The sequence below is a fragment of the Epibacterium sp. MM17-32 genome, from assembly GCF_022348205.1.
Lineage (GTDB): Bacteria > Pseudomonadota > Alphaproteobacteria > Rhodobacterales > Rhodobacteraceae > Epibacterium.
In genome coordinates this window covers 39424-64958 of sequence record NZ_JAKRFC010000008.1, presented here as the reverse complement: position 1 = coordinate 64958, position 25535 = coordinate 39424, and the positions used below count along the sequence as shown (strand labels likewise).

Here is a 25535-nt window from a genome sequence, read left to right as displayed (position 1 = left end):
GTCCCGCTAGTGGAAATCGCGGCTTGGAAAGAGCTTCTTGGCCTGATCGCGCGGATGCATGGCGCGGGCGGGATAGCGGGACTGCTTGGGCGTGTCATCGGCCCGGGGCCCCTCGGTGCTGAGGGCCTCCGGCATGGGATGCCCCAGATCATAGAGCTTGTGGGACAGGTCGCGAATATCCTGCGCGATCACATGCACGACAATGCCTTCGCGCTGCACTGTCCCGCGCACCTGCAACAGCCGCCCGCCCATGACAATACGCCGGAACTGCTCATAGACCTTGGGCCAGACCACCACATTGCTGACCCCTGTTTCATCCTCAAGCGTCAGGAAGATCACCCCCGATGCGGTACCGGGGCGCTGGCGGGTGATGACCAGCCCGCACACCGTGCACTGTCCCAGAGGCCGGTCCACAAGCGCATTATGCGGGGTGAGGCCGGTCATGCCGGGCCGCAACAGCTCCATCGGATGGGCGCGCAGCGACAGGCGGGTGGAGACATAATCCTCGACCACCTCCTCCCCCAGATGCATGCTGGGCAGGGCGACGGACGGTTCCCGGACCACCTCCCCGTCGATCGGGTCGTCAAACAGCGGCAAGGGGGTCTTGCTGCGGATCGCCTTGACCTGCCACAGCGCATCGCGGCGGGTCAGGTCCATGCTGCAAAACGCATCCGCTTCGGCCAGCCGCGTCAGCACATCCGGGCGCAGCCCCGCCCGCAGCCACAGGGCCTCCGGCGTGGTATAGCCATTGCCGCGTGCCGCCACGATCCAATCCGCCTCTTCCTGCTTGAAGCCCTTGATCTGGCGAAACCCCAGCCGCAGGGCCAGGGCGCCATCGGGGCGGCGTTCCAGCGTGTTGTCCCATGCGGAGTGGTTCACGCAGATCGGGCGGATCTCCACGCCATGCTCGCGAGCGTCCCGCACGATCTGGGCCGGGGCATAAAACCCCATGGGCTGGGAGTTCAGCAGGGCACAGGCAAAGATGGCGGGATGATGACATTTCAGCCAGGCCGACACATAGGCCAGCATGGCAAAGGCCGCCGCATGGCTTTCGGGAAACCCGTAATCGGCGAAGCCCTCGATCTGACCGAAACAGCGTTCGGCCACCTCCTGGGGATAGCCGTTTGCCAGCATGCCCGCGATGAACTTGTCCCGATACAGACCGATGGTGCCCATGCGCCGGAACGAGGCCAGCGACCGGCGCAGATAATCGGCCTCCTCGGCCGAAAACCCCGCGCCGACCACCGCGATCTGCAGCGCCTGCTCCTGAAAGAGCGGCACCCCCAGGGTGCGCCGCGTCACCTCCTCCAGCGCGGGCCCAAAGGGATCGGGCTGCTCCAGCCCGTTGCGCCGCCGGATATAGGGCTGCACCATGTCGCCCTGAATGGGACCGGGGCGCACGATCGCCACCTCGATCACCAGATCGTAGAATTCGCGGGGCTGCATCCGGGGCAGGAAATTCATCTGCGCCCGGCTTTCCACCTGAAAGACCCCCACCGCATCCGCCCGGCACAACATGTCATACGTGGCCGGGTCCCCCTGCGGGACCGAGGCGATACTCTGTGTGACATGCTCGTGCTGCTGCATCAGGGCAAATGCCTTTTGAATGCAGCTGAGCATCCCCAGCCCCAGCACATCCACCTTGAGGATGCCCAGCGCGTCGATGTCATCCTTGTCCCAGCAGATCACCGTGCGATCTTCCATCGCGGCATTCTCGATGGGCGCAAGCTCGTCCAACCGCCCGCGCGTGATCACAAAGCCCCCCACATGCTGCGAGAGATGGCGGGGAAAGCCGATGATCTCGCCAATCAGCCGCAGGGTCTGCATCAGCCGGCGGTCCTGCGGATCAAGACCCAGCTCGCGGATGCGGTCCGGATCGACGCCGCCGTTGCTCATGCCCCAGATCTGACCGGACAGCCCGGCGGTGACATCCTGCGACAGGCCCATCACCTTGCCCACCTCGCGGATCGCCGCGCGGGTGCGGAAATGGATCACGGTGGCGCACAGCCCCGCCCGGTCCCGGCCATATTTCTCGTAGATCCACTGGATCACCTCTTCGCGCCGCTCGTGCTCGAAATCGACATCGATATCCGGCGGCTCCCCGCGATGCTTGGACACGAACCGTTCAAAGACCATGGCGATCATGTCGGGGCTGACATCGGTGATGCCCAGCAGGTAGCACAGAATGGAATTGGCCGCCGAGCCGCGCCCCTGACACAGGATCCCGCGTGACCGGGCGAATTGCACGATGTCATGCACTGTCAGGAAATAGGCCGGAAAGTTCAGCTCCCGGACCACGGCCAGTTCCTTTTCCATCAACCGGATCGCCCGGTCCGGCGCGCCCCCGGGATAGCGCCGCACCAGCCCGTCGCGCACCAGCCGCTCCAGGCGGGCGTGCGGGGTTTCGCCGTCGGCCTCTTCATGCGGATATTCATAAGACAGCTCCCCCAGGTCAAAGCTGCACCGGGCCGCGATCTCCAGGCTGCGGCGCACCGCGCCCAGATGATTGCGAAACAGCCGCGCCATATCCGCCTCGCCCTTCAGGCGGCGCTCCCCGTTGGGCAGGGCGCGGGTGCCGATCTCGTCAATGGTGATATGTTCGCGCATGCAGGTCAGCACATCGGCCAATTGCCGGCGACTGGCCCTGTGCATCAGCACATCCCCCACCGCCACCATCGGCGCACAGGCCTTTTGCGCAACCGTGGAACAGGCAGCCAGATAGGCCTGGTCGCTGCCATCATACCGGGGCGCGGCCCCCAGGAACACGTGATTGGGAAAATGCCGCCGCATGTGCTGAATATCCGGCACCGCGTTCTGCACCCGCTGCTGCGGCAAGGCGATCAGGATCATCCCCTTGCAGGCCGCATGCAGGTCCCGGGCATAAAGTTCGCAATCTCCCTTGTCCGCACGGCGCTTGCCCAGGGTCAGCAACCGGGTCAGGCGGTGGTAGGCCGCCCGGTCCTGGGGCAGCGCAACCCAGTCCACCGCACTGTCGCGCAGGACCAGCCGGCACCCCACGATCAGCTTTGGCAGCGGCGTTGCGGCCGCGGGCGCCGCCAGCGGGGCGGCCGGTCCCTTTTTCTGCCGGGAGGAGGGGTCGACACGGTGCTGGGAGCGGATTTCCACAGCGGTGCCAGCATCCCGTTTCAGCTCTTTCAACGCGCTCCACGCCCGCACCACGCCGGCCAGGGAATTCCGGTCCGTGATGGCAATCGCCGAGAGGCCCAGCTCGGCGGCGCGCAGGACCAGTTCTTCCGGGTGCGAGGCCCCGGTCAGAAAGGTGAAATTGCTGGTGGTGCACAATTCGGCATAGCCCTGCCCCGGCATCAGCGCCGGAGTCGTGGCCGTCGGCGGCGGCGTGGGGGGCGTGGACGCCGCCGGACGATCCCCGTGCCGTGCCGTGGCGGGCGGAGGCGTGCGGTCGGTCTGGGTCATGCGAACTCTCCCTGTACAAACCATCCGGGGTTCTGCGGCGTGTAGAACAGCCAGAGCCGCCGCCCCTGCACGGTCTCCACCTGCCAGTAGTCGCGCAGGCCCGACCGCCAGTTGTCATCCTCCAGCCACCATTCCGGGGCGATGCGTTCGGGCCCCGTGGCACGCCCCGTGGTCAGCGACATCCGCCGCCAGCGAAAACGGGCGGGTGGCTCCGGCCCCTGCCCTGCGATGGGTTCAGGGGGAAACAGGCACAGCGGGCGCGGGGTGAGCCGGGACCAGCCCCCCGCCGGGTCCGAATAGGCCGCCGGCGCCACGATAAAGCTGCGCTCCGGGATATGGCTGTCGGCAGGCAGGAACCGTTGAATATTCTCCAACCCGATCCGGGTGCCGATGCGGGTGACAAGATCCTCCAGCTGCCCTGCCTGCCCGGTGCCGACATGGGTGACCTGCTCGGCCGGCAGCGCTTCGACCTGCGTCGCCTCCAGCCGCAGCTGATCGATGCCAAAGCCCGCATCCACCTCCGCCAGCCCGCGCTCGAACAGGGGCAGGATGCGCTGCGCGTCACGCAACGGGCGGGCCAGGCGCAGTTCCACCTGCTGGTGATCCTGATCGACCCGGCGCAACGTGACACAGAGCTTGCGCGCCCCCGCCTGCTGCGCCTTCAGCTTGGCACAAAGCTGGGTCAGCAGCCGCTGCACCCCGGCCCGCACATCATCGACAAGACCGATGGGCTCCGGCAAGGTCAGGCGCACGCCGTAGTGAGGCGGATCCGCCTGCGGCGTGATCTCTTCGGGCTGCTGCCCCAGCGCCTGATCCAGCCGCATCAGCACCTCGGGCCCGAACCGCCGGGTCAGCGGCGCGCGCGGCGCATCGGCAAGATCGCCGATCGTGCGCAGCCCCAGCCGCGCCAGCGCCGTTGCGGTGCCCGCATCCAGCCGCAGGGCCGCCACCGGCAGGGTCCGCAGCGCCGGCAGCATCTCTCCGGGGGCGGCGATCCCCTCGTCGTGATGCGCCAGCGCCCAGGCCGCGCCGCGCGTATCCGCCACCCCCGCCCGCACCGTCAGCCCCGCCCGCAGCAACCGTGCGCGCATATCCCGCAGCATCTGCGTCTCGCCCCCAAAAAGATGCGCAGAACCGCTGACATCCAGCACCAGACCGTCCTGGCCCTCCAGCCCGACCCAGGGGCAATACCGCTTGGCCCAGCGGCACAGCGCATGCAGGAATCGCTGATCCTCCGGCGGGACCGCGACGGCGGTTTTCAGATCCGGGCAAAAGGCCCGGGCATCGGAATGGGACATGCCCCGATGCAACCCCTGCGCCTCCGCCACCGCATTCAGGCAATAAAGGCGATTGGCATTGCTTTGTTTGAGGGTGAGGGCAAAGGGGCCCTCAAACGAACAGCCCCGCAGAACCCGGTCACTCGCCAGCCGGGGAAACCATAATGAAACGACGCGACGCTGCATCCCATCGAACATGCCAGACACCCAATGTTCCCGATTTGTTCTTGATAATCTCCCATCGTTGCAGAGTCGAGTCCCCGGGATCAAACACCGGGGTGCAGCGCCAGCGGGTTTCAGCGGCATTGCTGCCCATCCCCTCCGGGATCAGGGCCAGCCCGGTGGCGCGCCCATCCCGCGCCGCAAGCTGCAATCGCCGCCCTTCGGTCAGCCCGAGGGGTTTGTTCAACGTCATCACGACCAGCGAGACCGCCCCTGCACGCAGCGCCTCTTCGGCGACGGCCAGGGTCTGCAGCTGGTCCTTGGTGCGGCAGACCGTCAGGTCCTCGGGCGCGATGAAATCGGCAAAGCCATTGGGGTTGATCTCGGTCGAATCCCATCCGCCGCGCACCCACATGCAATGCCCGCCCAGCCGCGCCGCAAGCGCAAAGGCAAAGGTATAGGCCCCCGGGCCGCAGACCTCATGCGTGCGGGTTTTGGCAGGCGGAAAGACACGGGGATCAAGATCACTCATACGCCAGATTTAGCATTCGAAGGCCGGTTTGAAAATCCTGCTGTCACCGGACGGACCGTCACCCCCGACCTCGCGCGGGCCGCTGACAGGCACATCCCGGCGCAGCAACCAATCCGGAGCGCGACGATGGCGCCCGGAATATACCCTTATTTTTCAACGAACTGCGAGCGGCGGTCGTGATCGGATCAGCGGCACGCCTCCGCGTGTCCGCCGGTGTCGGACCCGCGCCCCGGGGCCGCGCGATCTACACGTCCACGCCGTGCGGCGGTGTCAGGTCCGGGATCTCCTCTGGCTCTGCGGCGGCGGTGGCCGACTGCGACAGGGCCGCCCCCTCCTGGAGCGCAAGCCCGGCAAAGTCCCAGAGCTTCGGGTCCATCATATGCGACGGGCGGATATTGGTCAGCGCCTTGAACATCACCTGGCGGCGGCCGGGGCTGTTCTTTTCCCAGCCATCCAGGATCTGCTTGACCTGCTGGCGCTGCAACCCGTCCTGACTGCCGCAGAGATCACAGGGGATGATCGGGTAGTTCATCGCGCGGGCGAATTTCTCGCAATCGGCCTCGGCCACATGGGCCAGCGGGCGCAGGACGAACAGGTCGCCCTCCTCGTTGACCAGCTTGGGCGGCATGGTCGCCAGCCGGCCGCCGTGGAAGAGATTCATAAAGAAGGTTTCGAGGATGTCGTCGCGGTGATGACCCAGAACAACCGCCGAGCAGCCTTCCTCGCGGGCGATGCGATAGAGGTTGCCGCGCCGCAGCCGCGAGCAGAGCGCGCAATAGGTGCGGCCCTGCGGCACCTTGTCCATGACGATCGAATAGGTGTCCTGATACTCGATCCGATGCGGCACGCCCACTTTCTCCAGGAACTCCGGCAGCACCGTCGCCGGAAAACCCGGCTGCCCCTGATCGAGGTTGCAGGCCAGCAGGTCCACCGGCAGCAGCCCGCGCCACTTCAGCTCGATGAGCACGGCCAGCAGCGTATAGGAATCCTTGCCGCCGGACAGGCACACCAGCCAGCGGGCATCGCTGCGGTCCACCATGCCGTATTGCTCAACGGCTTCGCGCACGGACCGTATGATCCGCTTGCGCAGTTTGCGGAATTCCGTCGTCTGTGGCGCACCCTGAAAGATCGGGTGGATGTCATCTAGGTCATTGGTCATGGCCGGGTGAATACGGCAAACGGCTGGCGGCGGGAAGCCTTTCTCGCACCTGCTGTTGCGGGAAACGGACCATAGGCGCCCGTGGCGTCGGATCAGGACCTCCGGAGCGGCACTGAAAGCCCCGCGCCCCGCGCGCGCCATGCTGAAAAACGCCAAAAGGCGCATCAGCGCGCCTGTCTCGCGGCCGGCCCGGGGGAATCAATCCGCCCCGCGGCCGGGCCGGCCACCCTGCTGCCCACCGGCTGACACATTCCGATCCGAATTCACGCCGCGCGCAGCGGATGGCCCCGAAAAAACCGGCTGCCGGACGTGAAACCGGTGGAAACTCACATCCGCGTTAACTCTCCGGTCAGACCCAAGATCTAGTCTGAGCAGGCACCACCGGCGAAGTCGAAAGGTCTTACAGCTATGAAACTACCGAATTCACGTCTCCTACAGCGGGTCAGAGACGGGTTCTCGCAAGTGGTGTTTGGCCCGCCAATGCTCGCCTTTCTGCCTGCGCTGACGCTGGGGGCCTTCTGGTTCGGCGGCGAAACCGCGCTGCTGGTGGCCGCCCTCGGGTTGCCACTGATGTTTGCCGTTCTGGGCAGCCTCATGCGGGACAAGGCCCCCGCCCCCGGACGGGACGCCCTGACCGGGATGATTCTGGCCGACGGGTTCCAGGCGCGCGTCAAATCCATCTATCACCGCACCGAGGACAGCGGCCTGAAATCGGCGCTGCTGGTGCTGGAGATCGACGACCACGACGACCTGATTGCCGCGCATGGCCAGGACGCCGGTGACATCGTGATGCAGCGGATCGGCGAACGCATCACCGCGACGCTGCGCCACCGCGATACCGTCGCGCGTTTGGGACGCAACCGCTTTGCCATTTGCCTGGCCCCGGTCATGCAACTGGATCTGGAGCTGTGCATCCAGCTTGCCGGTCGTCTCCAGGTCGCGGTGGAAGAGCCGGTGGCCGTGGATGGCACCTCGCTGTTCGTGTCCTGCTCGATCGGCATCTGCCAACGCCACCGCGCCCCCAAGGGTGCTGCCAACGGCTGGATCGAATGCGCCGTTGCCGCCCTGGACGAGGCGATCAGCGTCGGCCCCTCCAGCATCCGGGCCTTCTCCAACGACACCCATGTGCACCTGAACCGGACCGACAACCTGCTGGAAGACGCGGCCATGGCGCTGGAAAACGGCATGATCCAGGCCTGGTTCCAACCACAGATCAGCACCGACACCGGCCGGGTCTCCGGGTTTGAGGCCCTGGCGCGCTGGTGCCACCCGGTCAAGGGCATGATCCCGCCCTCCTCCTTCCTGCCGGCCCTGGAACAGGCCGGATTGCTGCAAAAACTCAGCCAGCAGATGGTCCAGCAGGCGCTGACCGCGATCAAGGCCTGGGACGCGGCGGGGCTCAACGTGCCGTCGGTGGGCGTCAACTTCGCCACCGATGAGCTGCGCGACCCGGCGCTGGTCAACCGGATCCGCTGGGAGCTGGATCGCTTTGGCCTGCGTCCCGAGCGGCTGACGATCGAGGTGCTGGAAACGGTGATGACCGACCAGCCCGACGAGGTTGTGGCCCGCAACATCAAGGCTCTGGGCGAACTGGGCTGCCATATCGATCTCGATGATTTTGGCACCGGTCACGCCTCGATCGCCTCGGTGCGCCGCTTCCGTGTCTCCCGGATCAAGATCGACCGCTCCTTCGTGACCAAATCGGATCACGACCCGGAACAGCAAAAGCTCATTGCCGCCATCCTCACCATGGCGGAACGGCTGGAGCTGCAAACCCTCGCCGAGGGGGTGGAGACCGTTGGCGAACACGCGCTGCTGGCGCAATTGGGCTGCGATCACGTGCAGGGGTTTGGCATTGGCCGCCCCATGCCCTTCGACCAGACCCTCGACTGGGTGGTCACCCACGAGGCCAAGCTGCAGGATGCGCCGCTGATCGGTCGTCAGCGCCATTGACCCCGGCCACAGCCGCTTCTGTTCTCTGATTCCCTGTGTTTTTTGGGATTTCCGCCGCCAGTGATGCGCTGGCTGCCCGGATTTCCCTTGACCTTCCGGACCGACCTCTGTTGAACCACACCCTGTCTTTGCATGCATGAGGTGGCTGTCCAGATGGACGATCAGAACAAGAATCTACTGCTCGCAACCGCTTTGAGTTTCCTGGTGATCCTCGGCTGGTATTTCTTCTTCCCGCCCCCGGAGGAGGCCCCGCAGCCCGCCACCCAAGTCACCGAGACCACGCCGACACCGGGTGACACCTCTGCCCCCGCGGCCGCGCCCAGTGCCGGTGCGGCCACCGGCGAGGTCGACGCGGCCGCCGCCGAACCCGAGGCCGTCGAAGACACCCCGCGCCTGACGATCAACACCCCGCGGGTCGAGGGCTCCATCTCCCTCACCGGCGGGCGCATCGACGATCTGCGCCTCAAGGACTACCGCGAAACCCTGGACGACGATTCGCCCATCGTGACGCTGCTGTCCCCCGCCGGTCAGGCCAATGCCTATTACGCGCTTTATGGCTGGGCCCCCGGCACCGGTCTCGGCATCGAGGACGTCCCCACCGCCAACACCCGCTGGCAGGCCGAGGAAGGCGCGACGCTGACACCCGAAACCCCGGTGACCCTCACCTGGGACAACGGCAATGGCCTCACCTTCTCGCGCGAGATCGCCATTGACGAGGACTACATGTTCTCGATCACCCAGTCGGTCACCAATACCTCCGGCGACACCGTCGCCCTGGCCCCCTACGGCACATTGGCGCGCCACGGCGAACCTTCAAACCTCGAGAACTTCTTTGTCCTGCACGAAGGCGTGGTTGGCATGGCCGACGGAGAGCTGGCCGAAATCGACTATGACGACATGACCGATTTCGACCCCGATCCGCGTGATGGCTCGCGCGCGCAGGTCACCCCGGTCACCGAAAATGGCTGGATCGGCTTCACCGGCCACTACTGGATGTCGACCCTGATCCCCGCGCCGGGCGACGCCTTCCGCGCGATCGCGAAATATGACGAACGCCGCGACATCTACCAGACCGACGTCGTACTGCCGACCGTGACGCTTGCGGCAGGCGAGAGCACCTCGGCCAGCACCCAGCTCTTTGCCGGTGCCAAGGAATGGGCCACCATCCGCGAATACGAACGTGGCGGCATCGAAGGCTTCCTCGACTCGATCGACTGGGGCTGGTTCTTCTTCTTCACCAAGCCGATCTTTGCCGTGCTGCACTGGCTCAATGCCGCCATCGGCAACATGGGTGTCGCGATCATCGCGCTCACCTTCCTGCTGAAGATCCTCGTCTTCCCGCTGGCCTATAAATCCTATGCCTCCATGGCGCGGATGAAGGAATTGCAGCCCGAGATGGAAAAGCTGCGCGAACGCGCGGGCGATGACCGTCAGAAGATGCAAAAGGAGATGATGGAGCTTTACAAGCGCGAGAAGGTCAACCCGGCCGCGGGCTGTCTGCCGATCCTGATCCAGATCCCGATCTTCTTCTCGCTCTACAAGGTGATCTTCGTGACGCTGGAGCTGCGCCATTCGGCCTTCTTCGGCCCGTTCCAGGATCTTTCCGCGCCCGATCCGACCTCGCTCTACAACCTCTTTGGCCTGCTGCCATGGGGCGCGCCGACACCGGATTCGATCCTGGCGCTGGTCTTCATCGGCATCCTGCCAATCCTGCTCGGGGTTTCCATGTGGGTGCAGCAGAAACTGAACCCGGCGCCCACGGATGAAACCCAGGCGATGATCTTTGCCTGGATGCCTTGGGTCTTCATGTTCATGCTGGGTGGTTTTGCCTCGGGCCTCGTGGTCTACTGGATCACCAACAACGTGATCACCTTTACCCAGCAATACCTCATCATGCGCTCGCACGGCTATACGCCGGACGTCTTCGGCAACATCAGGTCGAGCTTCAAGCGCAAGGAAAAAGCCGAGAAGGCCGAAAAGAAATGACAGCAACTGTCAGGCAGATGTGGCGGCACCCGATCAAGGGGATCGGGGCCGAACCACTGACAGAGGTCCGCTTGGAAACAGGCGGGCCTATGCCTTTGGATCGGGCCTGGGCGGTGCTGACCGGCACCTCCGAGGATACCGGCGCGTGGCAGCCCTGCCGGAACTTTGCCCGTGGCTGTTTCGGCCCCGAGCTGATGGCGATCACCTCCGAATCCCACGGCGACCAGATCACGCTGCGCCACCCCAAGCAGGGCGAGATCACCCTTGATCCGGCCACAGAGGGCGCGCGGCTTGTGGACTGGCTGCTGCCTATCTACCCGGCCGAGCGCCCCCAGCCCCACAGCCTGATCAAGGCCCCTGCGGGCGGCATGGCGGATGCGGATTTCTCTGCCGTCTCGATCCTGTCGCTGACCTCGTTGAAGGCGCTGGGTGAGGCCTTGGAACAAGACCTCGACCCGCGCCGTTTCCGTGGCAACCTCTGGATCGACGGCACCGCCCCCTTTGAAGAATTCGACTGGGTGGGACGGGAGCTGAAAATCGGCTCCACCCGGCTGGAAGTGGTGGATCGCATCACCCGCTGCCGCGCCACCGAGACCAACCCCGAAAGCGGCGAACGCGATGCCAACACGCTGAAGGCACTGCGCGCGCATTGGGGCCACACCGATTTTGGCATCCGCGCCAAAGTCCTGAGCGGTGGCGACATCGCGCTCTCCGACAGCCTAGAGGTTCTGTGATGCAGCTTCCCTTCCCCCTCGCCGAAGACCCCGAAGCAGTGGCCGCAGAAACCGGGCGCAAGCTTTTTGCCGGCCAGTCCGAATTCCTCAAGGGCGTGGTGGCGATGTCCGGCCTGCCGCCCGCGGACCGCATCGAGGTCTGCTTTGCCGGGCGTTCGAACGTGGGGAAATCCTCGCTGATCAACGCGCTCACGGGCACCAAGGGGCTGGCACGCGCCTCAAACACGCCGGGGCGCACGCAGGAGATCAACTTCTTCACCCAGGGGCCCGAGCTCTATCTCGTTGACCTGCCCGGCTATGGCTACGCCAATGCGCCGCTGGCGGTGGTGGAGAAATGGCAGCGCCTGCTGAAACAATATCTCTCCGGTCGCCAGACCCTGCGCCGCGCCTTTGTGCTGATCGACACCCGTCACGGTGTCAAAAAGGTCGACGAGGAGATCATGAAGCTGCTGGACAGCGCCGCCGTGACCTTTCAGGTGGTGATGACCAAGGCCGACAAGGTGAAGGAGAAAGACCGCGCCAAGATCCTCGATCAGGTGCGCGACGCGCTTTCCAAACACCCCGCCGCCTATCCCGAGATCGTGCTGACCTCGTCGGAAAAGGGCGACGGCATCGCCACCCTGCGCTCCATCATCGCGCATCTGGACTAAGCCCCTGCGCCGCCTTGTGCCATATCTGGGCCTGCTGGCCATCCTGATCGCCGGGTTGATCCCGGCGGGCTGGATGCCTGTGACCGCCCAGGGGGGCAAGGTGCTGCTGGTGCTCTGTACCGGCGACGGGCCGCAAGAGATGTGGGTCGAGCTTGGCGATGACGCGCCCGCCCACGAGGAGGACGAAAGCGCCAGCCGCAATTGTCCCCTCGCCGCTCAGCCACAGCTGGCGGCCCATACGGCCACGCAACTGCCTCTGCCCCTGATGGGGCCGGAGCGCGACCTGTGGTTGCGCGCGCCCTTCACCCATCACAGCGCCGGGTTTCACTGGCGCTATGATGCCCGTGGCCCGCCCGCTCTCTCCTGATCCTTTGCAAAATCACCCTGATTGCACCGCGCTTTGTCGCGGCTTTACTGGTATGGAGAACTCCCACAATGGCACTCAGCCAAACCGCTGGCGCGGATAGACGTCCCGCCACCCCGAACCTGTCGCAAAAATTCTATTTCGCCGCATGGCGCTGGCATTTCTATGCGGGCCTCTACGTAATCCCCTTCCTCATCATGCTGGCGCTCACCGGGCTCGGCATGATGTATATCTCGGTCTTCGATGGGCGTGACGGCGAGTATGTCGCCGTGCCTGTCGGCGAGACCGTGCAGCCCATCGAACTGCAAACCCAAGCGGCCGTGAACGCCATTCCCGGCGCCACGCGTGTTGAATGGATCGGCCCCAAGGCCGCAGATCGCGCCGCCGTGGTGCGCGTCGCCACCGAGGGCGGCATGCGTATGGTCGCCGTTGACCCCTACACCGCCGAGGTTGTGGAGACATGGGACCGCCGCGCGGGCTGGTATGACTTCCTCTCAGACATTCACGGCACATTGCTGATCGGCGACACCGGTGATCGCCTCATCGAGATCGCCGCAGGTCTCGCCATCGTTCTGGTGCTGACCGGGCTTTATCTGTGGTGGCCCCGCGGCGACTGGACCTCTGCCTTTGTGCCGCGCCTGCGCGCCAAGGGCCGCGCCCTGTGGAAGAGCCTTCATGCGGTGATCGGCGTCTACATCTCGCTCATTCTGGTGGTGTTTCTGGTGTCCGGCCTGTCCTGGGCCGGGATCTGGGGCGAGCGTTTTGTGCAGGCATGGTCCACCTTCCCGGCGCAGAAATGGGAGGCCGTGCCGCTCTCGGACAGCACCCACGCGGACCACATGAACCATGGCGCCATGAAGGACACGCCTTGGGCGCTGGAGCAGACCCCGATGCCCGAATCCGGCTCTGACGCCGGGATCACGGGCCTGCCCGAAGGCAGCGCTGTGACCGGAGACAGCATCTACGCGCTGGCGCGTACGCTGGGCTACGAGGGCCGTTTTCGCATCGTGTTTCCGGGCAATGAAACCGGCGTTTACACGCTCAACCAGGACAGCATGAGCAACGACAGCGCCTGCCCGACGTGCGACCGCACCGTCCATGTCGATCAGTTCACCGGCAAGATCCTCGCCGATGTGAAATTCTCCGACTACTCACTGGCCGGGAAGTCCATGGCGGTGGGCATTGCCTTTCACGAGGGCGACATGGGGCTTTGGAACATCGTGCTGAACACGGTGTTCTGCCTCTCGGTGATCTTCGTCTGTGTGTCGGGCGTGGTGATGTGGCTCAAGCGCCGCCCCGCGCGTGCCGGACGTCTTGCCGCGCCGCCGGTGCCTCAGGACCTGCCGTTCTGGAAAGGTGCCGTACTGATCGGGCTCCTTGCCTCATTGGCCTTCCCGCTGGTGGGTCTGACGCTCTTGGCGGTGCTGGCACTGGATGTGCTGATCCTGTCGAACCTGCCCCGCCTCAAACGCGTGGTCAGCTGACCCTCGGCCCGGCTTTGCGCGCAAGGCCGGGCCAATCCCGCTCCGCTCAGACGTGCTGCGCGCCGTTCACCTCGATCTCGGTGCCGGAAATATAGCTGCTCTGTTCGGAGCACAGGAAATAGATCGCATCCGCCACCTCAGAGGGCTGGCCCAGCCGGCGCAGCGGCAGTTTTTCCACGATCTTGTCGGTGCCGGGGCTGAGGATCGAGGTCTCCACCTCACCCGGCGCAATCGCATTGACCCGCACGCCCATCGGCCCGAAGTCATGCGCCATTTCGCGCGTCAGCGCCGCCAGCGCCGCCTTGGAGGTCGCATAGGCCGCGCCCGCAAAAGGATGCACCCGGCTGCCCGCAATCGAGGTCACATTGACCACCGCACCCTTGGCGGCCGCCAGTTCCTCCCGCAGGCCGCGCGCCAGCACCACCGAGGCAAAGAAGTTGACGTGAAACACCTTGGCCCAGTCCATCAAATCGGTGTTGAGCGTGCTCAGGCGCTCCCCTTCCGGTCCCTTGGGCGAAATCCCGGCGTTGTTCACCAGCGCATCCAGCTTGCCATCCTCCAGCCGTTCCTGAATGACGCCAACCGCGTTGATGGTGTCCGAAGGGTCCGACAGATCCAGCTGCACGTGGTTTTCCTCGCCCCCCCCCCAGGGACACTCCTTGGGGAAAGGCTGGCGCGAACAGGTGATCACCCGCCAGCCCTCGGCATTGAACCGGCGCACGGTGGCATGGCCGATGCCCCGGCTGGCGCCGGTCAGAAGCAGGGTTTTGCGACGCATGGAATGTCCTCTCGCGGGCTGATGCTGCACCCGCAACAGTAGCACCGGCAACGGCATCTGCAATGGGACGCGGAGCCCCCCCTTGGCAGCGGCAGCGGAAATGCGTAACACCCTTGTGACACCCCGCGCCCGCGCCCCGGGCCACCTCAGGACCTGACAGCGATGAAGACCAGAGACATGAACCGCGACTGGATTGCCACTGCCGAAACCCTCTCGAGCGCCCTGCCCTATCTGCAGCGCTATGACGACGCCATCGTGGTCATCAAGCTCGGCGGTCACGCCATGGGCAGCGACGAGGGCATGGAAAGCTTCGCCCGCGATGTGGTGCTCTTGCGTCAGGTCGGCGTCAACCCGGTGATCGTGCACGGCGGCGGGCCGATGATCAACTCGCTGCTCGACAAATTGCAGATCCAATCCGAGTTCGTGAACGGCAAACGCGTGACCGACACCGCCACCATGGAAGTGGTGGAGATGGTGCTCTCCGGCATGGTCAACAAACGCATCGTGCAGGCGATCAACGCTCAGGGCGGCAAGGGAATTGGCCTCTCGGGCAAGGACGCCAACCTCATCACCTGCGAGATGACCGACCCGGCGCTTGGCTTCGTCGGCACCCCGTCCGAGGTCAACGCCGACATGCTGCGGAACCTCTTTGAAAAGGAATTCATCCCCGTGATCGCCCCCATTGGTGCGGGCCGCGCGGGCGAGACGTTCAACATCAACGGCGACACCGCCGCCGGTGCCGTCGCCGCCGCGCTCAAGGCCGACCGGCTGTTGCTGCTGACCGATGTGGCGGGTGTCAAGAATGCCGAGGGCGTGGTGGTCACCGAACTCAAGGCCACCGATGTCGAGGCGATGACCGCCGCAGGCGTGATCGCCGGCGGCATGATCCCCAAGACCGAGACGGCGCTGGCCGCCGTGCGCGGCGGTGTCCGCGCCTGTACCATCGTCGATGGCCGCGTGCCCAACGCGGTGTTGCTGGAGCTGTTCACCGACCACGGCGCGGGCTCGATGATCCGCGACTGATTCGCCTGGGAGCGTCCGCAGCGGCCTGCCGAATGTCGCCGACGGGCTTGCCCGGCGCGCGGTTCGCGGCTTCTCTGGGGACATGACGCTTCCCACCCCGACCCCGACCCCGACCCGTTCAAAGCGGATCTATGAACAGCTTGCCAGCGACCTGCGCCCACTGGGCCTGATGATCTATGGCGGTGTTCACCCGCACCGTGTGCCTGTGCCCCAGCTTGGGACGGGCACGCTGATCCTGATCGGCACCGCTCAAGACTTCTGGACCTGCCTCACCGCGGCGCCAGAGGGCCAGGACGGCACGCCCGATCCGGTTGATAGCTATTCGCGTCGGACCATCGGGGCTCTGGCAGATCGCTATCGCGCGGTGGCGTATTATCCCTTTGGCGGCCCGCCCTATACCCCGTTTGTGGCCTGGGCGCTGGCCTCGGGGCGCGCTTTCACATCCCCGTCGCAGATGCTGGTGCATGATGAGGTCGGCATGCTGATTTCCTACCGCGGAGCACTGCATTTTGATAAGATACTCGACATCCCCGCGCCTGCGCGCACAACGTCCCCCTGTGTGGACTGCGCGGATCGCCCCTGTCTTTCCGCCTGCCCGGTACACGCACTGGTTGACGGCGGCCCCTACAAACTGGCAGCCTGTCACGATCACCTGGACACACCGCAGGGAACGGAGTGCATGGCATCGGGCTGTATCGCGCGCCGGGCCTGCCCGCTCAGTGACGGTGCCGGGCGCCCGCCTGCGCAGACTGCCCACCACATGAGGTATTTTCACCACCCATGACCTGTACCCTGTTTCTGACCCGCCACGCCAAATCCGCCTGGAACACCGACGCCCCAAGCGATCACGCCCGCCCGCTCAACAAACGCGGTCGCCGCTCTGCGGGCGCCCTAGGGAACTGGCTGCGCGACCAGGCGCTGCAGCCGGCCCAGGTTCTGTCCTCCTCGGCGCAACGCACTCGCGAAACCTACGAGTTGATGGAGCTGGCCGCCCCGGCGACCTTTACCGAACGCCTGTATCACGCCACGCCAGAGATCCTCTATGATGTGCTGCGCGAAGCAACGCAGCCGCAGGTGCTGCTGCTCGGTCACAACCCCGGGCTGATGGAATTTGCCCATGAGATCGTGAAACACCCCCCGCCCCACTCGCGCTTTGACGACTATCCGACCGGCGCCACGCTGATGGTCGAGTTCGACATCGCGCATTGGGCCGAGATGCAGCCTGCCAGCGGCAAGGTGATCGACTTCGTGGTCCCGCGCGAACTGCTGGGGGAGTGAGCCTCGACAAAGGCAGGAGGGTGTACTTGCACATCGACAGACACTGCGCTACCACCCTCCTACCGACACAGGAGATTTGATGTCCCGTTGATGCCGGCGCATGGGCGCCAGTGCCGCAAGTATCAAAATGCAAAGGTGGCCGTCGGAGCCGCCGCGTTTGACTTGCGCAATCCATCTATCAAATCTGCCGCTGAAAGGCGGCCCTCTACGAGATATTCCTGACCATGATCAGACCTTATTCTCCGTCGGACAAGCCGACGGTCCTCCACATCTGGCGCGAGGCCAACGCCATCGCGCATCCCTTCCTGAGCGAAGCCCTGGTTGCTCAGGCCGAAGCGATGATCCGTGACCAGTTTCTGGATCTCGCCGAAACCTGGATGATTGACGCAGATAACACGCCCGCAGGCTTTATCGCCCTACTCGGCAATGAGGTCGGCGGCCTTTTTGTACTGCCCTCGCACCAAGGCAAAGGTTACGGACGCGCGCTGCTGGATCACGCGCTGCACACCCGCACAGAACTGGAACTCTGCGTGTTTGCCGCCAACCACCAAGCGCGCGGTTTCTACAAGGCTTATGGTTTTCAGGCCGGGGAAGAACGGCTCAACAGCTTCTTCGATCAACCTGAAATCGTGATGCATCTTTCACGCTAACAACACGCAAACGGGCGGGGGAGCACTCCCGCCCGTCTCCCTCGCATTGAAATGCGAGTTCGCCCGTTGGGCCGGGCGCGCCGCTGACGCGGCGCGATCCCGCTCTGCCTTCAGCTTTTTGCAAATATCTCGGGGGTCGGGCCCGCAGGGCTCGAAAGGGGGCAGCGCCCCCTCACACCCCAAATACAAGCGAAAAGGCCGGGCATTGCCCGGCCTTTTCTCAATTTGGCAACAGGTCTCAGTGACCCAGGATCTGGCTGAGGAACAGTTTGGTGCGTTCGCTCTGCGGGTTGTTGAAGAACTCTTCCGGCTCGTTTTGCTCCACGATCTGGCCGGCATCCATAAAGATCACCCGGTTCGCCACCTGACGGGCAAAGCCCATCTCATGCGTCACACAGAGCATCGTCATGCCTTCTTCGGCCAGCTCGATCATGGTGTCGAGCACCTCTTTGATCATCTCCGGATCCAGCGCCGAGGTCGGCTCGTCAAACAGCATGATCCGCGGCATCATGCACAAGCTCCGTGCAATCGCCACCCGCTGCTGCTGACCACCGGACAGCTGGCCGGGGTATTTGTCGGCCTGCTCGGGGATCTTCACCTTCTCCAGGAAATGCATCGCGCGCTCTTCGGCCTCTTTCTTGGGCGTCTTGCGCACCCAGATCGGGGCCAGCGTGCAGTTTTCCAGAATGGTCAGATGCGGGAACAGGTTGAAGTGCTGGAACACCATGCCAACCTCGGAGCGGATCTTGTCGATGTTCTTGAGATCATTCGACAGTTCCGTGCCATCCACCAGGATCTTGCCCGCCTGATGCTCTTCGAGCGCATTGAGGCAGCGGATCAAGGTGGATTTGCCGGAGCCCGAAGGCCCCGCGATGACGATGCGTTCGCCCTGGTTCACCGTCAGATTGATATCGCGCAGCACGTGGAAGGAGCCGTACCACTTGTTCATATCGGTGATCTGGATGGCGACCTCATCCGAGACTTTCATCTTGGAGCGGTCGATTTCGCGGTCGAGTGCAAGTTCAGACATTGAGTGAACCCCTTAGCGGTGATCGGTGGCGAGACGACGCTCCAGCCACTGCGAGTATTGAGAAATGCCGTAACAGACGACGAAGAAAAGACAGGCGGCGGCGCCGAGAAGCTCCCAGTAGACCCCGTTCCATTCGGTGGATGCCAGGATCGGCCCCCGGATCATGCCCACGAGGTCGAACATCGAGATGACCGACACCAGGGTGGTATCCTTGAACAGCCCCACGGCCACGTTCACGATCCCCGGGATGGAGATCTTCAGCGCCTGCGGCAGGATGATCATGCGCATCGCCTGCGGATAATCCAGTCCCAGACTGTCGGCCGCCTCATACTGCCCCTTTGGCAAGGCGGCGAGCCCACCCCGGATCACCTCGGCGATATAGGCCGAAGAGAACATGGTGATCATGATCACCACCCGAAGGAACAGGTCCACCGTGCTTTCCGGCGGGAAGAAGTAGGACAGCATCACCGACGCCACGAACAGCAGGGTGATCAAGGGCACACCGCGGACGAATTCGATGAAGACCACGCAGATCCACTTGATCAGCGGCATGTCCGACTGCCGCCCCAGCGCCAGGGCAATCCCCAGCGGCAGCGACAGCGACACGCAGGTCACCCCGAGCATCAGGTTCAGCATGAACCCGCCCAGATCCCGCGAGGGCACAGGCGACAGCAAGGCATTCTCCGACGCCCCTTCCGGGATCAGCAGACCGCCGACGAACCAGACCGCAAAGGCGGTGAGAATGGCGCCAAAGAACCCGGCAGCAAAACTGCCACGCCCCAGACGCTGGAACACATAGGCCGCAGCGCCGAAGCCCAGGAAGGCCACGATCGGTGCCAGGACCGTACCGCCCCAGATCAGCCAGAAGGCCAGAAAGGGATAGATGGCGGTAAAGGCCAGCATCTTGCGCGGCAGGTCAAAGAACAGCACCGGCGCCATCGCGATCAGCAGCAGCACAAGCGCCAGGTTCGGGCGCCAATAGGCATCCGTCGGATATTTGAACCCGTAGAGCAGCTGGTTCCAGCGCTCCGTCAGCACCGAGAAACAGGCCCCGACCTCGCCCTGCAGCACCTCGCGGCACTCGTTCAGAGAGGTCGTCGTCCAGACGCCGTTGAAGATCCACGGCAGGGTCGCGCTCAGGACGAGGTAGATCGCCCAGAGTGTCACCAATGTCAGAACCGAGTTGACGGCATTGGAGAACAGGTTCTCGCGCAGCCACTTCACGATCCCGGTTTCGCGCGCCGGCGGCGGCGACTCGGGGATCATTTCGGTTGCGACAAACGCGATACCAGTGTTGGTTTGATCACTCATATCTCAGCGCTCCTTCAACTTGACCGATGCGTTGTAGAGGTTCATCCCCATCGAAATCAGCAGGGATGCGGTGAGATAGAAGAGCATCAGCAGAAGCACACATTCGATCGCACGGCCGGTCTGGTTCAGCGTGATGCCGCCCAGCGTGGCGGTGATATCCGCATAGCCCACGGCGATCGCCAGCGACGAGTTCTTGGTGATGTTGAGATATTGCGAAATCAACGGCGGGATGATGACCCGCAAGGCCTGCGGCAGGATCACGAGGTTCATAATCCGGCCCTGACGCAGACCCAGCGCAGCAGCCGCCTCGGTCTGGCCTTTGGAAATCGCCTGGATCCCCGCGCGGACGTTCTCCGCGATAAAGGCCCCGGTATAGATCGACAGCGCAAACCACAGCGCAATCAGCGGCCCGCCGATCTTGATCCCGCCCCCGAAATTGAACCCTTTCAGAACCGGGAATTCCCAGGTCAGCCCCATGATCAGCATCAGCAGGGCAAAGGGAACGATCCAGACCCCGAGGATCATCGGAAGGGTATTGGGACGCAGCCCGGTCGCTTCCTGTTTTGCAGTCGCCCAGGCATTGATCTTGCGCGCGGCAACGGCAGACCCCGCCAGCACGGCAATCACCAACAGCCAGTTCAGGCTGGTGCTGGCAAACAGGCCCCGCTCGAAGAAGGGCGCCGGGATATAGATCCCCCGGTTGGTGAAGGCGAAGGCGTCAAACAGCATGCTGTGCGTCGCATTATCGCCCCGGAAGGCCCGCGGCCCCGGCAACACGGCGGTCATGATCGTAAAGATGATGATGATCCAGATCAGCACCGGGATGTTGCGAAAGATCTCGACGTAAACGGCCATGACCTTCGACACGAGCCAGTTGTTCGACAGGCGCAGCACGCCGGCAATCACGCCGAACACAGTCGCGGTGACACAGGCCAGAAACGACACCAGCAGGGTGTTCAGCAGCCCGACCAGGGCCGCTTTGGCGTGCGAGGACTGGCTGTCGTAGTCGACAAGCCGCTGGTTGATGTCATACCCGGCCGGGTCCCCGAGGAACCCATAGGAGATGTTCAATCCGGCTTCGCGCAGGTTTTGGATGAGGTTATTGCCCAGATACCAGATGCAGAGGGCAAGCACGATCGCCGCAATCGCCTGAAACGTCAGTGATCGATAGCGGGTATCGTTGATAAGCATCGACGGCCGAAAACTCTCTTTCGGCGGGTCAGTCAAAATCGACATATGTAGGGATCCCCGAGGCCTGCGGTTCCAGTCATCCCGGCGAGGTTTGCCCCGCTCTGTGTCTGGCCGCAGAATTCGTTATAAACTTTGGAAAAGGGCGCGAGGTATCCCCCGCGCCCTTTCCGGTTGCCAAACTTAACGGAACGGCGGTGCGTAGAGCAGGCCACCATCGGTCCACTGGGCGTTCAGGCCACGTGCGAGACCGATCGGAGTGTCTTCACCGATGTTCTTGGCAAAGACCTCACCGTAGTTGCCGCCCACGGACAGGGCTTTTGCGGCCCAGTCGGCGTCCAGGCCGAGCATCTCGCCCAGGTTGCCTTCGGTGCCGAGCAGACGGTTGATTTCCGGGTTGTCGGTGCCGGACGCCATCTCGGAGAGGTTGGCGGAAGTCACGCCCAGTTCCTCTGCCGCGACCAGCGCGTTGAGGGTCCAGCGCACAACGTCACCCCACTCGTGGTCGCCGTGGCGGACCAGCGGGCCGAGCGGCTCTTTGGAGATAATCTCCGGCAGGATCGCATGCGCGGTCGGATCGTCAAAGGTCGCGCGGGTGGCCGCCAGGCCGGACGCGTCGGTGGTGTAGACGTCACAGGCGCCAGCCAGATACTGCTGCTGCGCTTCGGCGTTGGTTTCGATCGGAACCGGCTCGTAGCTGATGTTATTGGAGCGGAAGAAGTCCGCCAGGTTCAGCTCGGTGGTGGTGCCGGTCTGGATGCAGACGGTGGCGCCGTCCAGTTCCTTCGCGGAGGACACGCCCAGCTCCTTGGGCACCATGAAGCCCTGACCGTCGTAGTAGTTCACGCCGACGAATTCGAACTTCAGGTCGACGTCGCGGCTGAAGGTCCAGGTGGTGTTGCGGGCCAGCATGTCGATTTCGCCCGACGCCAGCGCGGTGAAGCGGGTCTTGCCGGTGGTCGGAACGAATTCGATCTTGCTCGAATCGCCCAGCACGGCAGCGGCGACAGCGCGGCAGACCGCGACGTCGAAGCCTTCCCATTCGCCGTTTGCATTCGGCGCTGCGAACCCGACGAGACCGGTGGTGACGCCGCAGTTCAGCTTGTCACGTGCCCTGACGTCGTCCAGCGTGCCGGCAGCGGCTGCACCGGCTGCGAGACCGGCCACGGTCAGCGCGCCAAAGAATACGGATGTGTTCATGTTTACCTCTTCCTGACTATCCACCTGAGTTTGGTGGTTCTTTATAGCCCACCCGTCACGGTGCGGGCTGTTTGAAACAGGGTTCGCCCCCGTTTTCGATGCCGAGTTTGGGCGGATTCATCAACGAACGTCAAGGGTAGGATCACCGGTTTCAATGGGCTTTTCACCCTGAGCCCCGGGGCGCTGCTTTATTTTGGGCGCTAACTTTGCGAATATTGCGGTGAGGAATGCGACAAACTTCGCCAGGGCCGGGTTTATAGCAGGATTGTTGCGCGGCGATTTTCCGGCCTGACGCCCCGCCATGGCCACAAACCCGTTGCTTCGCGCCGCCTTGCGCCGGTTTGTGGCCGGGAATGGAGCCGGGACTGGAGCCGGGAATCAAACCCGCGCGTAGAAACCGGCGGCGTGCACAAAGGCTTGTTTCTTCTGCGCCTCGATCGCCTGCGCCTCGTCGTCCGGGCCCCAGAGCTCCTCTTGCCAGCGCTCGTCGATGCGCGAGATTTCCCAGATCTCATCCAAGGACCGCCAGTTCGCAGCCGTTGCAAATCCCAGGATCAAGGAGCCGGTCAACCCCACCAAATCGTGAAAGGCCGCCAGCTGAAACGGCGTCATTTGATGCACCCGTTTGCGCAGCACCTCCAGTGCAGCCCCGTCTTGCGGCGCATGCAGGATGCCAGCGCGCGGCAGCAGGCGTGCGCCCAGCGCAGCCTCGGCCCAATCCAGCGCCGCATCCCAGGATTCGCTCTGACGGGCAACCAGCCCCTCGGGGCTTTCGGCGCGGTAACACAACAGATCGCTGTCGCCGTATTCCGCCAGCATATCGGCGACCTCAGTGAACTGCACCGCCACCTTGTCGATCGCCGCATTGGCCGACCGCGTGTTGGGCATCGACAGCGGGTCGATCTGGTCTTCCTGTGCGTCCCACTCGGCGGCAATCGCCTCAGCCAGCGCCCGCGTCGGCACCACCAGCGCGGTTTTTGCCGGTGTTGTCACGCGCCGCCCGTCCAGCGCCACGGCAAAGCCCGCGCCGTCTTCCTCGACGCTCACCTCTTTCCAGAATCGCTTCTGTTTCCATTCACTCATCTTGGTCCGTCCTTCTTCGTCTCGGGCGTGGTCGCGGCAGGCTCAGCCCGGCCAGATCCGGCGCAACAGATCCGGCAGCGCGGCGAACTCCGCCAGCATGTGATCCGCCCCCAGATGCGCAGCCGCATGGTAGCCCCAGTCCACGCCGATGGTCGTCACCCCGGCGGCGCGGCCCATGTCCATGTCAAATGTGGTGTCGCCAATCATCACCGTGTCGGCGGGCGGGATGCCCGTCTCCGACATCGCCGCGAGGATCATCGACGGATGTGGCTTGGAGGGGTGGTGATCGGCCACCTGACGGGTGACGAACATTCCCAGATCATGCCCCTCGATCAGCGCATCCAACCCGCGCTGGGATTTTCCGGTGGCCACGCCAAGGATGTATTCCGGCACCGCATGCAGCGCGTCCAGCACCGCCCGCGCCCCGGGATAGAGCGGCGAATGCGCCGCGCCCTCGCGCAGCCGCGCCGCCTGATAGGCCTTTTTGTAGCCCTCGACCAACGCGTCCTGAACCTGCGCGGACTGATCCTCCGCCAAACGCGTCATCGCCTGCGGGAGCGACAGCCCCACGATGGACAGGATCGCCGCGCGTGAGGGAGGCTCCACCCCAGCCCCTGCAAAGGCCTCATTCATGCAAGACACAATCGTCCCCTGACTGTCCACCAGGGTCCCGTCCACATCAAACAGAATGAGTTTCAGCGCAGAGGTCAAAACAGCGTCTCGAAGGGATCGTCGGCGGCCAGATCCTCGGTCCAGCCAAAGGTGTCCCAGCTCTCTTTCATATGATCCGGCAGCGCAGCGGTCACTGTCACCACTTTGCCGGTGACGGGGTGTTCGAACTGCAAACGGCGCGCGTGCAGGTGCAGTTTCTTCGAGATCAGACCGCCAATTTGCGCGCCCCAGCCATCGCCGAGGTTCTCCTGACTGGAGCCGCCATATTTGCCATCGCCAATGATCGGATGCCCCATGCCCGCCATATGCGCGCGCAGCTGGTGGGTGCGGCCCGTCACAGGCTCCATCGCGACCCAGCTCGCACGGCTCGCCACGCGGTAGAGGGTGGCATAAAAGGTATGCGCGCGCTTGGCCCCGGGCGTGGCATCCACATCGCGTGGATCAACGGGGATCATCTTTTCCCCCTCGCCGGATTTGCCGTGCCCCGGTGCCTTCACCAACCCGGTCTTGATCTCGCCGAGGTAGGGCGTCGGCACGCCTGCGACCAAGGCCCAGTAGATCTTGCGGGTGTTCTTGTGGCGAAAGGCTGCGGTGAGCCCCTGCGCGGCCTTGCGGTTGCGCGCCAGCACCAGCAGGCCGGAGGTGTCCTTGTCGAGACGATGCACCAGCCGCGGCTTGTCCTCGGCGTCAAAGCGCAGTGCCTCGGAGAGCCCATCGACGTGTTTGGTGGTGCCGGAACCGCCCTGCACCGCCAGCCCCGCCGGTTTGTTGATCACCAGAACATCGTCGTCCTTGTAGACCACGCAATCGCGAATCATCTTGGCGTCGGCATCCGAGATCTTCACCGGGCGCGCCTCGGCCGGTTTCATATCGCTCTCGGCCAGCGGCGGCACCCGCACCACCTGTCCGGCCTCAACGCGGGTGTTGGCCTTCACACGGCCCCCGTCCAGACGCAGCTCGCCCTTGCGGCACATCTTCTCGATGCGGCCTTGGTTTACATGCGGGAAAAGCCGCCGCAACCAGCGGTCGATCCGCTGGCCGCCGTCGTCTTCGGTGACGGTGATCATCTGCACGCCGCTCATGTCAGCACTCCTCTGGCCGCCATCATGCCAAGGGCAAGGGCTGCAATAGACAGGCCTGCGGAGAGGCCAATATAAAGCGCGGCCTGCCCGTAGGCCCCGCGCTCGAACAAGGTAACCGCCTCCAGCGAGAAGGCCGAAAACGTGGTGAAACCGCCCAGAACGCCGGTCATCACAAAGGGCGACAGATGCGTCAGCCCCTTATGCGCCGCCAGCACCACAAAAGCGCCCATCAGGGCAGAGCCCAGGATATTCACCCCCAGCACCCCCAGCGGAAACGAGGTCGGCCCAAGCATGCGCAGCACGCCCACCCCCACGAGGTAGCGGCAGCTTGCCCCGATCGCGCCGCCCAGCGCCACATTCAACACGGTTATCAACATGCCCGCTCCCTTCGCGCGGGCGGCTGGGGATGTCAAGTTTTCCGCGCGATTGGCCGCTCTGCACCGCATGCAGAGCGCGGCGGCAGCCCTGCGGCGCCCCCGGCCCCTTTCACAAACGCGTCAGCTT

23 protein-coding genes are annotated in these 25535 nt (G+C 64.3%); 10 read left to right on the top strand and 13 right to left on the bottom strand.

All coding sequences use genetic code 11. The features are described 5' to 3' along the window. Window positions 1-6: 6 nt before the first annotated feature. The 4 genes from MHM88_RS13865 to ttcA form a co-directional block, all read right to left on the bottom strand. Window positions 7-3327 carry an error-prone DNA polymerase gene (locus tag MHM88_RS13865; protein ID WP_239367077.1) on the bottom strand — a complete coding sequence of 1107 codons (3321 nt, stop codon included), beginning with the start codon at window positions 3325-3327 and terminating at the stop codon, window positions 7-9. A gap of 104 nt (window positions 3328-3431) precedes the next feature. Next, the gene (locus MHM88_RS13860; RefSeq protein WP_239366176.1) at window positions 3432-4910 is read right to left on the bottom strand and encodes a DNA polymerase Y family protein; all 1479 of its coding nucleotides are present in this window, start codon (window positions 4908-4910) and stop codon (window positions 3432-3434) included. Further along, a complete protein-coding gene (locus MHM88_RS13855) occupies window positions 4852-5406 on the bottom strand; it encodes an ImuA family protein (protein ID WP_239366174.1) in 555 nt (184 codons plus the stop codon). The genes MHM88_RS13860 and MHM88_RS13855 overlap by 59 nt, the downstream gene beginning before the upstream one ends. A gap of 244 nt (window positions 5407-5650) precedes the next feature. Then, window positions 5651-6565 carry a tRNA 2-thiocytidine(32) synthetase TtcA gene (gene ttcA, locus MHM88_RS13850; protein ID WP_239366172.1) on the bottom strand — a complete coding sequence of 305 codons (915 nt, stop codon included), beginning with the start codon at window positions 6563-6565 and terminating at the stop codon, window positions 5651-5653. Between the two features lie 408 nt (window positions 6566-6973). Between ttcA and MHM88_RS13845 the strand changes: the two genes are divergently transcribed. The 6 genes from MHM88_RS13845 to MHM88_RS13820 all read left to right on the top strand — a co-directional run bounded on the left by MHM88_RS13845 (window position 6974) and on the right by MHM88_RS13820 (window position 13736). Continuing rightward, entirely contained in the window at window positions 6974-8518 is a 1545-nt protein-coding gene (locus MHM88_RS13845; RefSeq protein WP_239366170.1) for a bifunctional diguanylate cyclase/phosphodiesterase, read from the top strand. A gap of 153 nt (window positions 8519-8671) precedes the next feature. Next, window positions 8672-10504 (top strand): membrane protein insertase YidC, encoded by a 1833-nt coding sequence (yidC, locus tag MHM88_RS13840; protein WP_239366156.1) that lies wholly within the window; start codon window positions 8672-8674, stop codon window positions 10502-10504. Continuing rightward, on the top strand, window positions 10501-11238 hold the full coding sequence (locus MHM88_RS13835) for an MOSC domain-containing protein (protein WP_239366153.1): 738 nt from the start codon (window positions 10501-10503) through the stop codon (window positions 11236-11238). Before yidC ends, MHM88_RS13835 begins: the two co-directional genes overlap by 4 nt. After that, window positions 11238-11888 carry a ribosome biogenesis GTP-binding protein YihA/YsxC gene (yihA, locus tag MHM88_RS13830; protein ID WP_005635897.1) on the top strand — a complete coding sequence of 217 codons (651 nt, stop codon included), beginning with the start codon at window positions 11238-11240 and terminating at the stop codon, window positions 11886-11888. Before MHM88_RS13835 ends, yihA begins: the two co-directional genes overlap by 1 nt. A 16-nt stretch (window positions 11889-11904) precedes the next feature. Then, on the top strand, window positions 11905-12255 hold the full coding sequence (locus MHM88_RS13825) for a DUF2946 family protein (protein WP_239366150.1): 351 nt from the start codon (window positions 11905-11907) through the stop codon (window positions 12253-12255). 68 nt (window positions 12256-12323) lie between these two features. Then, window positions 12324-13736, top strand: coding sequence for a PepSY domain-containing protein (locus MHM88_RS13820; RefSeq protein ID WP_239366147.1), 1413 nt, complete (start codon window positions 12324-12326; stop codon window positions 13734-13736). 46 nt (window positions 13737-13782) lie between these two features. On the opposite strand, the gene MHM88_RS13815 is transcribed toward MHM88_RS13820, so the two are convergent. Further along, window positions 13783-14514, bottom strand: coding sequence for an SDR family NAD(P)-dependent oxidoreductase (locus MHM88_RS13815; protein ID WP_239366144.1), 732 nt, complete (start codon window positions 14512-14514; stop codon window positions 13783-13785). A gap of 162 nt (window positions 14515-14676) precedes the next feature. On the opposite strand from MHM88_RS13815, the gene argB reads away from it, so the two are divergent. The 4 genes from argB to MHM88_RS13795 all read left to right on the top strand — a co-directional run bounded on the left by argB (window position 14677) and on the right by MHM88_RS13795 (window position 17465). Next, a complete protein-coding gene (gene argB, locus MHM88_RS13810) occupies window positions 14677-15537 on the top strand; it encodes an acetylglutamate kinase (protein WP_239323262.1) in 861 nt (286 codons plus the stop codon). An 82-nt stretch (window positions 15538-15619) separates the two neighbouring features. After that, entirely contained in the window at window positions 15620-16321 is a 702-nt protein-coding gene (locus tag MHM88_RS13805) for a ferredoxin (RefSeq protein ID WP_239366141.1), read from the top strand. Next, entirely contained in the window at window positions 16318-16815 is a 498-nt protein-coding gene (locus MHM88_RS13800; RefSeq protein WP_239323264.1) for a histidine phosphatase family protein, read from the top strand. The genes MHM88_RS13805 and MHM88_RS13800 overlap by 4 nt, the downstream gene beginning before the upstream one ends. Window positions 16816-17039: 224 nt before the next feature. Further along, window positions 17040-17465, top strand: coding sequence for a GNAT family N-acetyltransferase (locus MHM88_RS13795; protein WP_239366138.1), 426 nt, complete (start codon window positions 17040-17042; stop codon window positions 17463-17465). A gap of 238 nt (window positions 17466-17703) precedes the next feature. Here MHM88_RS13795 and MHM88_RS13790 read toward each other — a convergent pair whose 3' ends face one another. From MHM88_RS13790 to crcB, 8 genes are all read right to left on the bottom strand, one after another. Continuing rightward, window positions 17704-18495: an amino acid ABC transporter ATP-binding protein gene (locus tag MHM88_RS13790; RefSeq protein WP_305037631.1), complete on the bottom strand. Its 792-nt coding sequence runs from the start codon at window positions 18493-18495 to the stop codon at window positions 17704-17706. A 12-nt stretch (window positions 18496-18507) separates the two neighbouring features. Then, window positions 18508-19806: an amino acid ABC transporter permease gene (locus tag MHM88_RS13785; RefSeq protein WP_239366135.1), complete on the bottom strand. Its 1299-nt coding sequence runs from the start codon at window positions 19804-19806 to the stop codon at window positions 18508-18510. Window positions 19807-19809: 3 nt separating this feature from the next. Then, window positions 19810-21042 carry an amino acid ABC transporter permease gene (locus MHM88_RS13780; RefSeq protein ID WP_239366132.1) on the bottom strand — a complete coding sequence of 411 codons (1233 nt, stop codon included), beginning with the start codon at window positions 21040-21042 and terminating at the stop codon, window positions 19810-19812. 135 nt (window positions 21043-21177) lie between these two features. Then, window positions 21178-22194: an amino acid ABC transporter substrate-binding protein gene (locus tag MHM88_RS13775; RefSeq protein WP_239366129.1), complete on the bottom strand. Its 1017-nt coding sequence runs from the start codon at window positions 22192-22194 to the stop codon at window positions 21178-21180. Window positions 22195-22572: 378 nt separating this feature from the next. Beyond that, on the bottom strand, window positions 22573-23277 hold the full coding sequence (locus MHM88_RS13770) for an ATP12 family chaperone protein (protein ID WP_239366126.1): 705 nt from the start codon (window positions 23275-23277) through the stop codon (window positions 22573-22575). A 42-nt stretch (window positions 23278-23319) separates the two neighbouring features. Beyond that, on the bottom strand, window positions 23320-23988 hold the full coding sequence (locus MHM88_RS13765) for an HAD-IA family hydrolase (RefSeq protein ID WP_239366123.1): 669 nt from the start codon (window positions 23986-23988) through the stop codon (window positions 23320-23322). Then, the gene (locus MHM88_RS13760) at window positions 23985-25031 is read right to left on the bottom strand and encodes an RluA family pseudouridine synthase (RefSeq protein WP_239366120.1); all 1047 of its coding nucleotides are present in this window, start codon (window positions 25029-25031) and stop codon (window positions 23985-23987) included. Before MHM88_RS13760 ends, MHM88_RS13765 begins: the two co-directional genes overlap by 4 nt. Beyond that, complete coding sequence (crcB, locus tag MHM88_RS13755) at window positions 25028-25408, bottom strand: fluoride efflux transporter CrcB (RefSeq protein ID WP_009176317.1); 381 nt, start codon at window positions 25406-25408, stop codon at window positions 25028-25030. The genes MHM88_RS13760 and crcB overlap by 4 nt, the downstream gene beginning before the upstream one ends. Window positions 25409-25535 lie beyond the last annotated feature (127 nt).

Bases quoted from the DNA above. Each gene is read 5' to 3' on its own strand.
- MHM88_RS13815 (WP_239366144.1), bottom strand. From the start codon at position 14,514: ATGCGTCGCAAAACCCTGCTTCTGACCGGCGCCAGCCGGGGCATCGGC.
- MHM88_RS13860 (WP_239366176.1), bottom strand. From the start codon at position 4,910: ATGTTCGATGGGATGCAGCGTCGCGTCGTTTCATTATGGTTTCCCCGG.
- MHM88_RS13835 (WP_239366153.1), top strand. From the start codon at position 10,501: ATGACAGCAACTGTCAGGCAGATGTGGCGGCACCCGATCAAGGGGATC.
- yihA (WP_005635897.1), top strand. From the start codon at position 11,238: ATGCAGCTTCCCTTCCCCCTCGCCGAAGACCCCGAAGCAGTGGCCGCA.
- MHM88_RS13760 (WP_239366120.1), bottom strand. From the start codon at position 25,031: ATGAGCGGCGTGCAGATGATCACCGTCACCGAAGACGACGGCGGCCAG.
- MHM88_RS13800 (WP_239323264.1), top strand. From the start codon at position 16,318: ATGACCTGTACCCTGTTTCTGACCCGCCACGCCAAATCCGCCTGGAAC.
- MHM88_RS13865 (WP_239367077.1), bottom strand. From the start codon at position 3,327: ATGCCGGGGCAGGGCTATGCCGAATTGTGCACCACCAGCAATTTCACC.
- MHM88_RS13845 (WP_239366170.1), top strand. From the start codon at position 6,974: ATGAAACTACCGAATTCACGTCTCCTACAGCGGGTCAGAGACGGGTTC.
- MHM88_RS13820 (WP_239366147.1), top strand. From the start codon at position 12,324: ATGGCACTCAGCCAAACCGCTGGCGCGGATAGACGTCCCGCCACCCCG.
- yidC (WP_239366156.1), top strand. From the start codon at position 8,672: ATGGACGATCAGAACAAGAATCTACTGCTCGCAACCGCTTTGAGTTTC.
- MHM88_RS13780 (WP_239366132.1), bottom strand. From the start codon at position 21,042: ATGTCGATTTTGACTGACCCGCCGAAAGAGAGTTTTCGGCCGTCGATG.
- ttcA (WP_239366172.1), bottom strand. From the start codon at position 6,565: ATGACCAATGACCTAGATGACATCCACCCGATCTTTCAGGGTGCGCCA.
- argB (WP_239323262.1), top strand. From the start codon at position 14,677: ATGAAGACCAGAGACATGAACCGCGACTGGATTGCCACTGCCGAAACC.
- MHM88_RS13770 (WP_239366126.1), bottom strand. From the start codon at position 23,277: ATGAGTGAATGGAAACAGAAGCGATTCTGGAAAGAGGTGAGCGTCGAG.
- MHM88_RS13855 (WP_239366174.1), bottom strand. From the start codon at position 5,406: ATGAGTGATCTTGATCCCCGTGTCTTTCCGCCTGCCAAAACCCGCACG.
- MHM88_RS13785 (WP_239366135.1), bottom strand. From the start codon at position 19,806: ATGAGTGATCAAACCAACACTGGTATCGCGTTTGTCGCAACCGAAATG.
- MHM88_RS13775 (WP_239366129.1), bottom strand. From the start codon at position 22,194: ATGAACACATCCGTATTCTTTGGCGCGCTGACCGTGGCCGGTCTCGCA.
- MHM88_RS13795 (WP_239366138.1), top strand. From the start codon at position 17,040: ATGATCAGACCTTATTCTCCGTCGGACAAGCCGACGGTCCTCCACATC.
- MHM88_RS13790 (WP_305037631.1), bottom strand. From the start codon at position 18,495: ATGTCTGAACTTGCACTCGACCGCGAAATCGACCGCTCCAAGATGAAA.
- MHM88_RS13805 (WP_239366141.1), top strand. From the start codon at position 15,620: ATGACGCTTCCCACCCCGACCCCGACCCCGACCCGTTCAAAGCGGATC.
- crcB (WP_009176317.1), bottom strand. From the start codon at position 25,408: ATGTTGATAACCGTGTTGAATGTGGCGCTGGGCGGCGCGATCGGGGCA.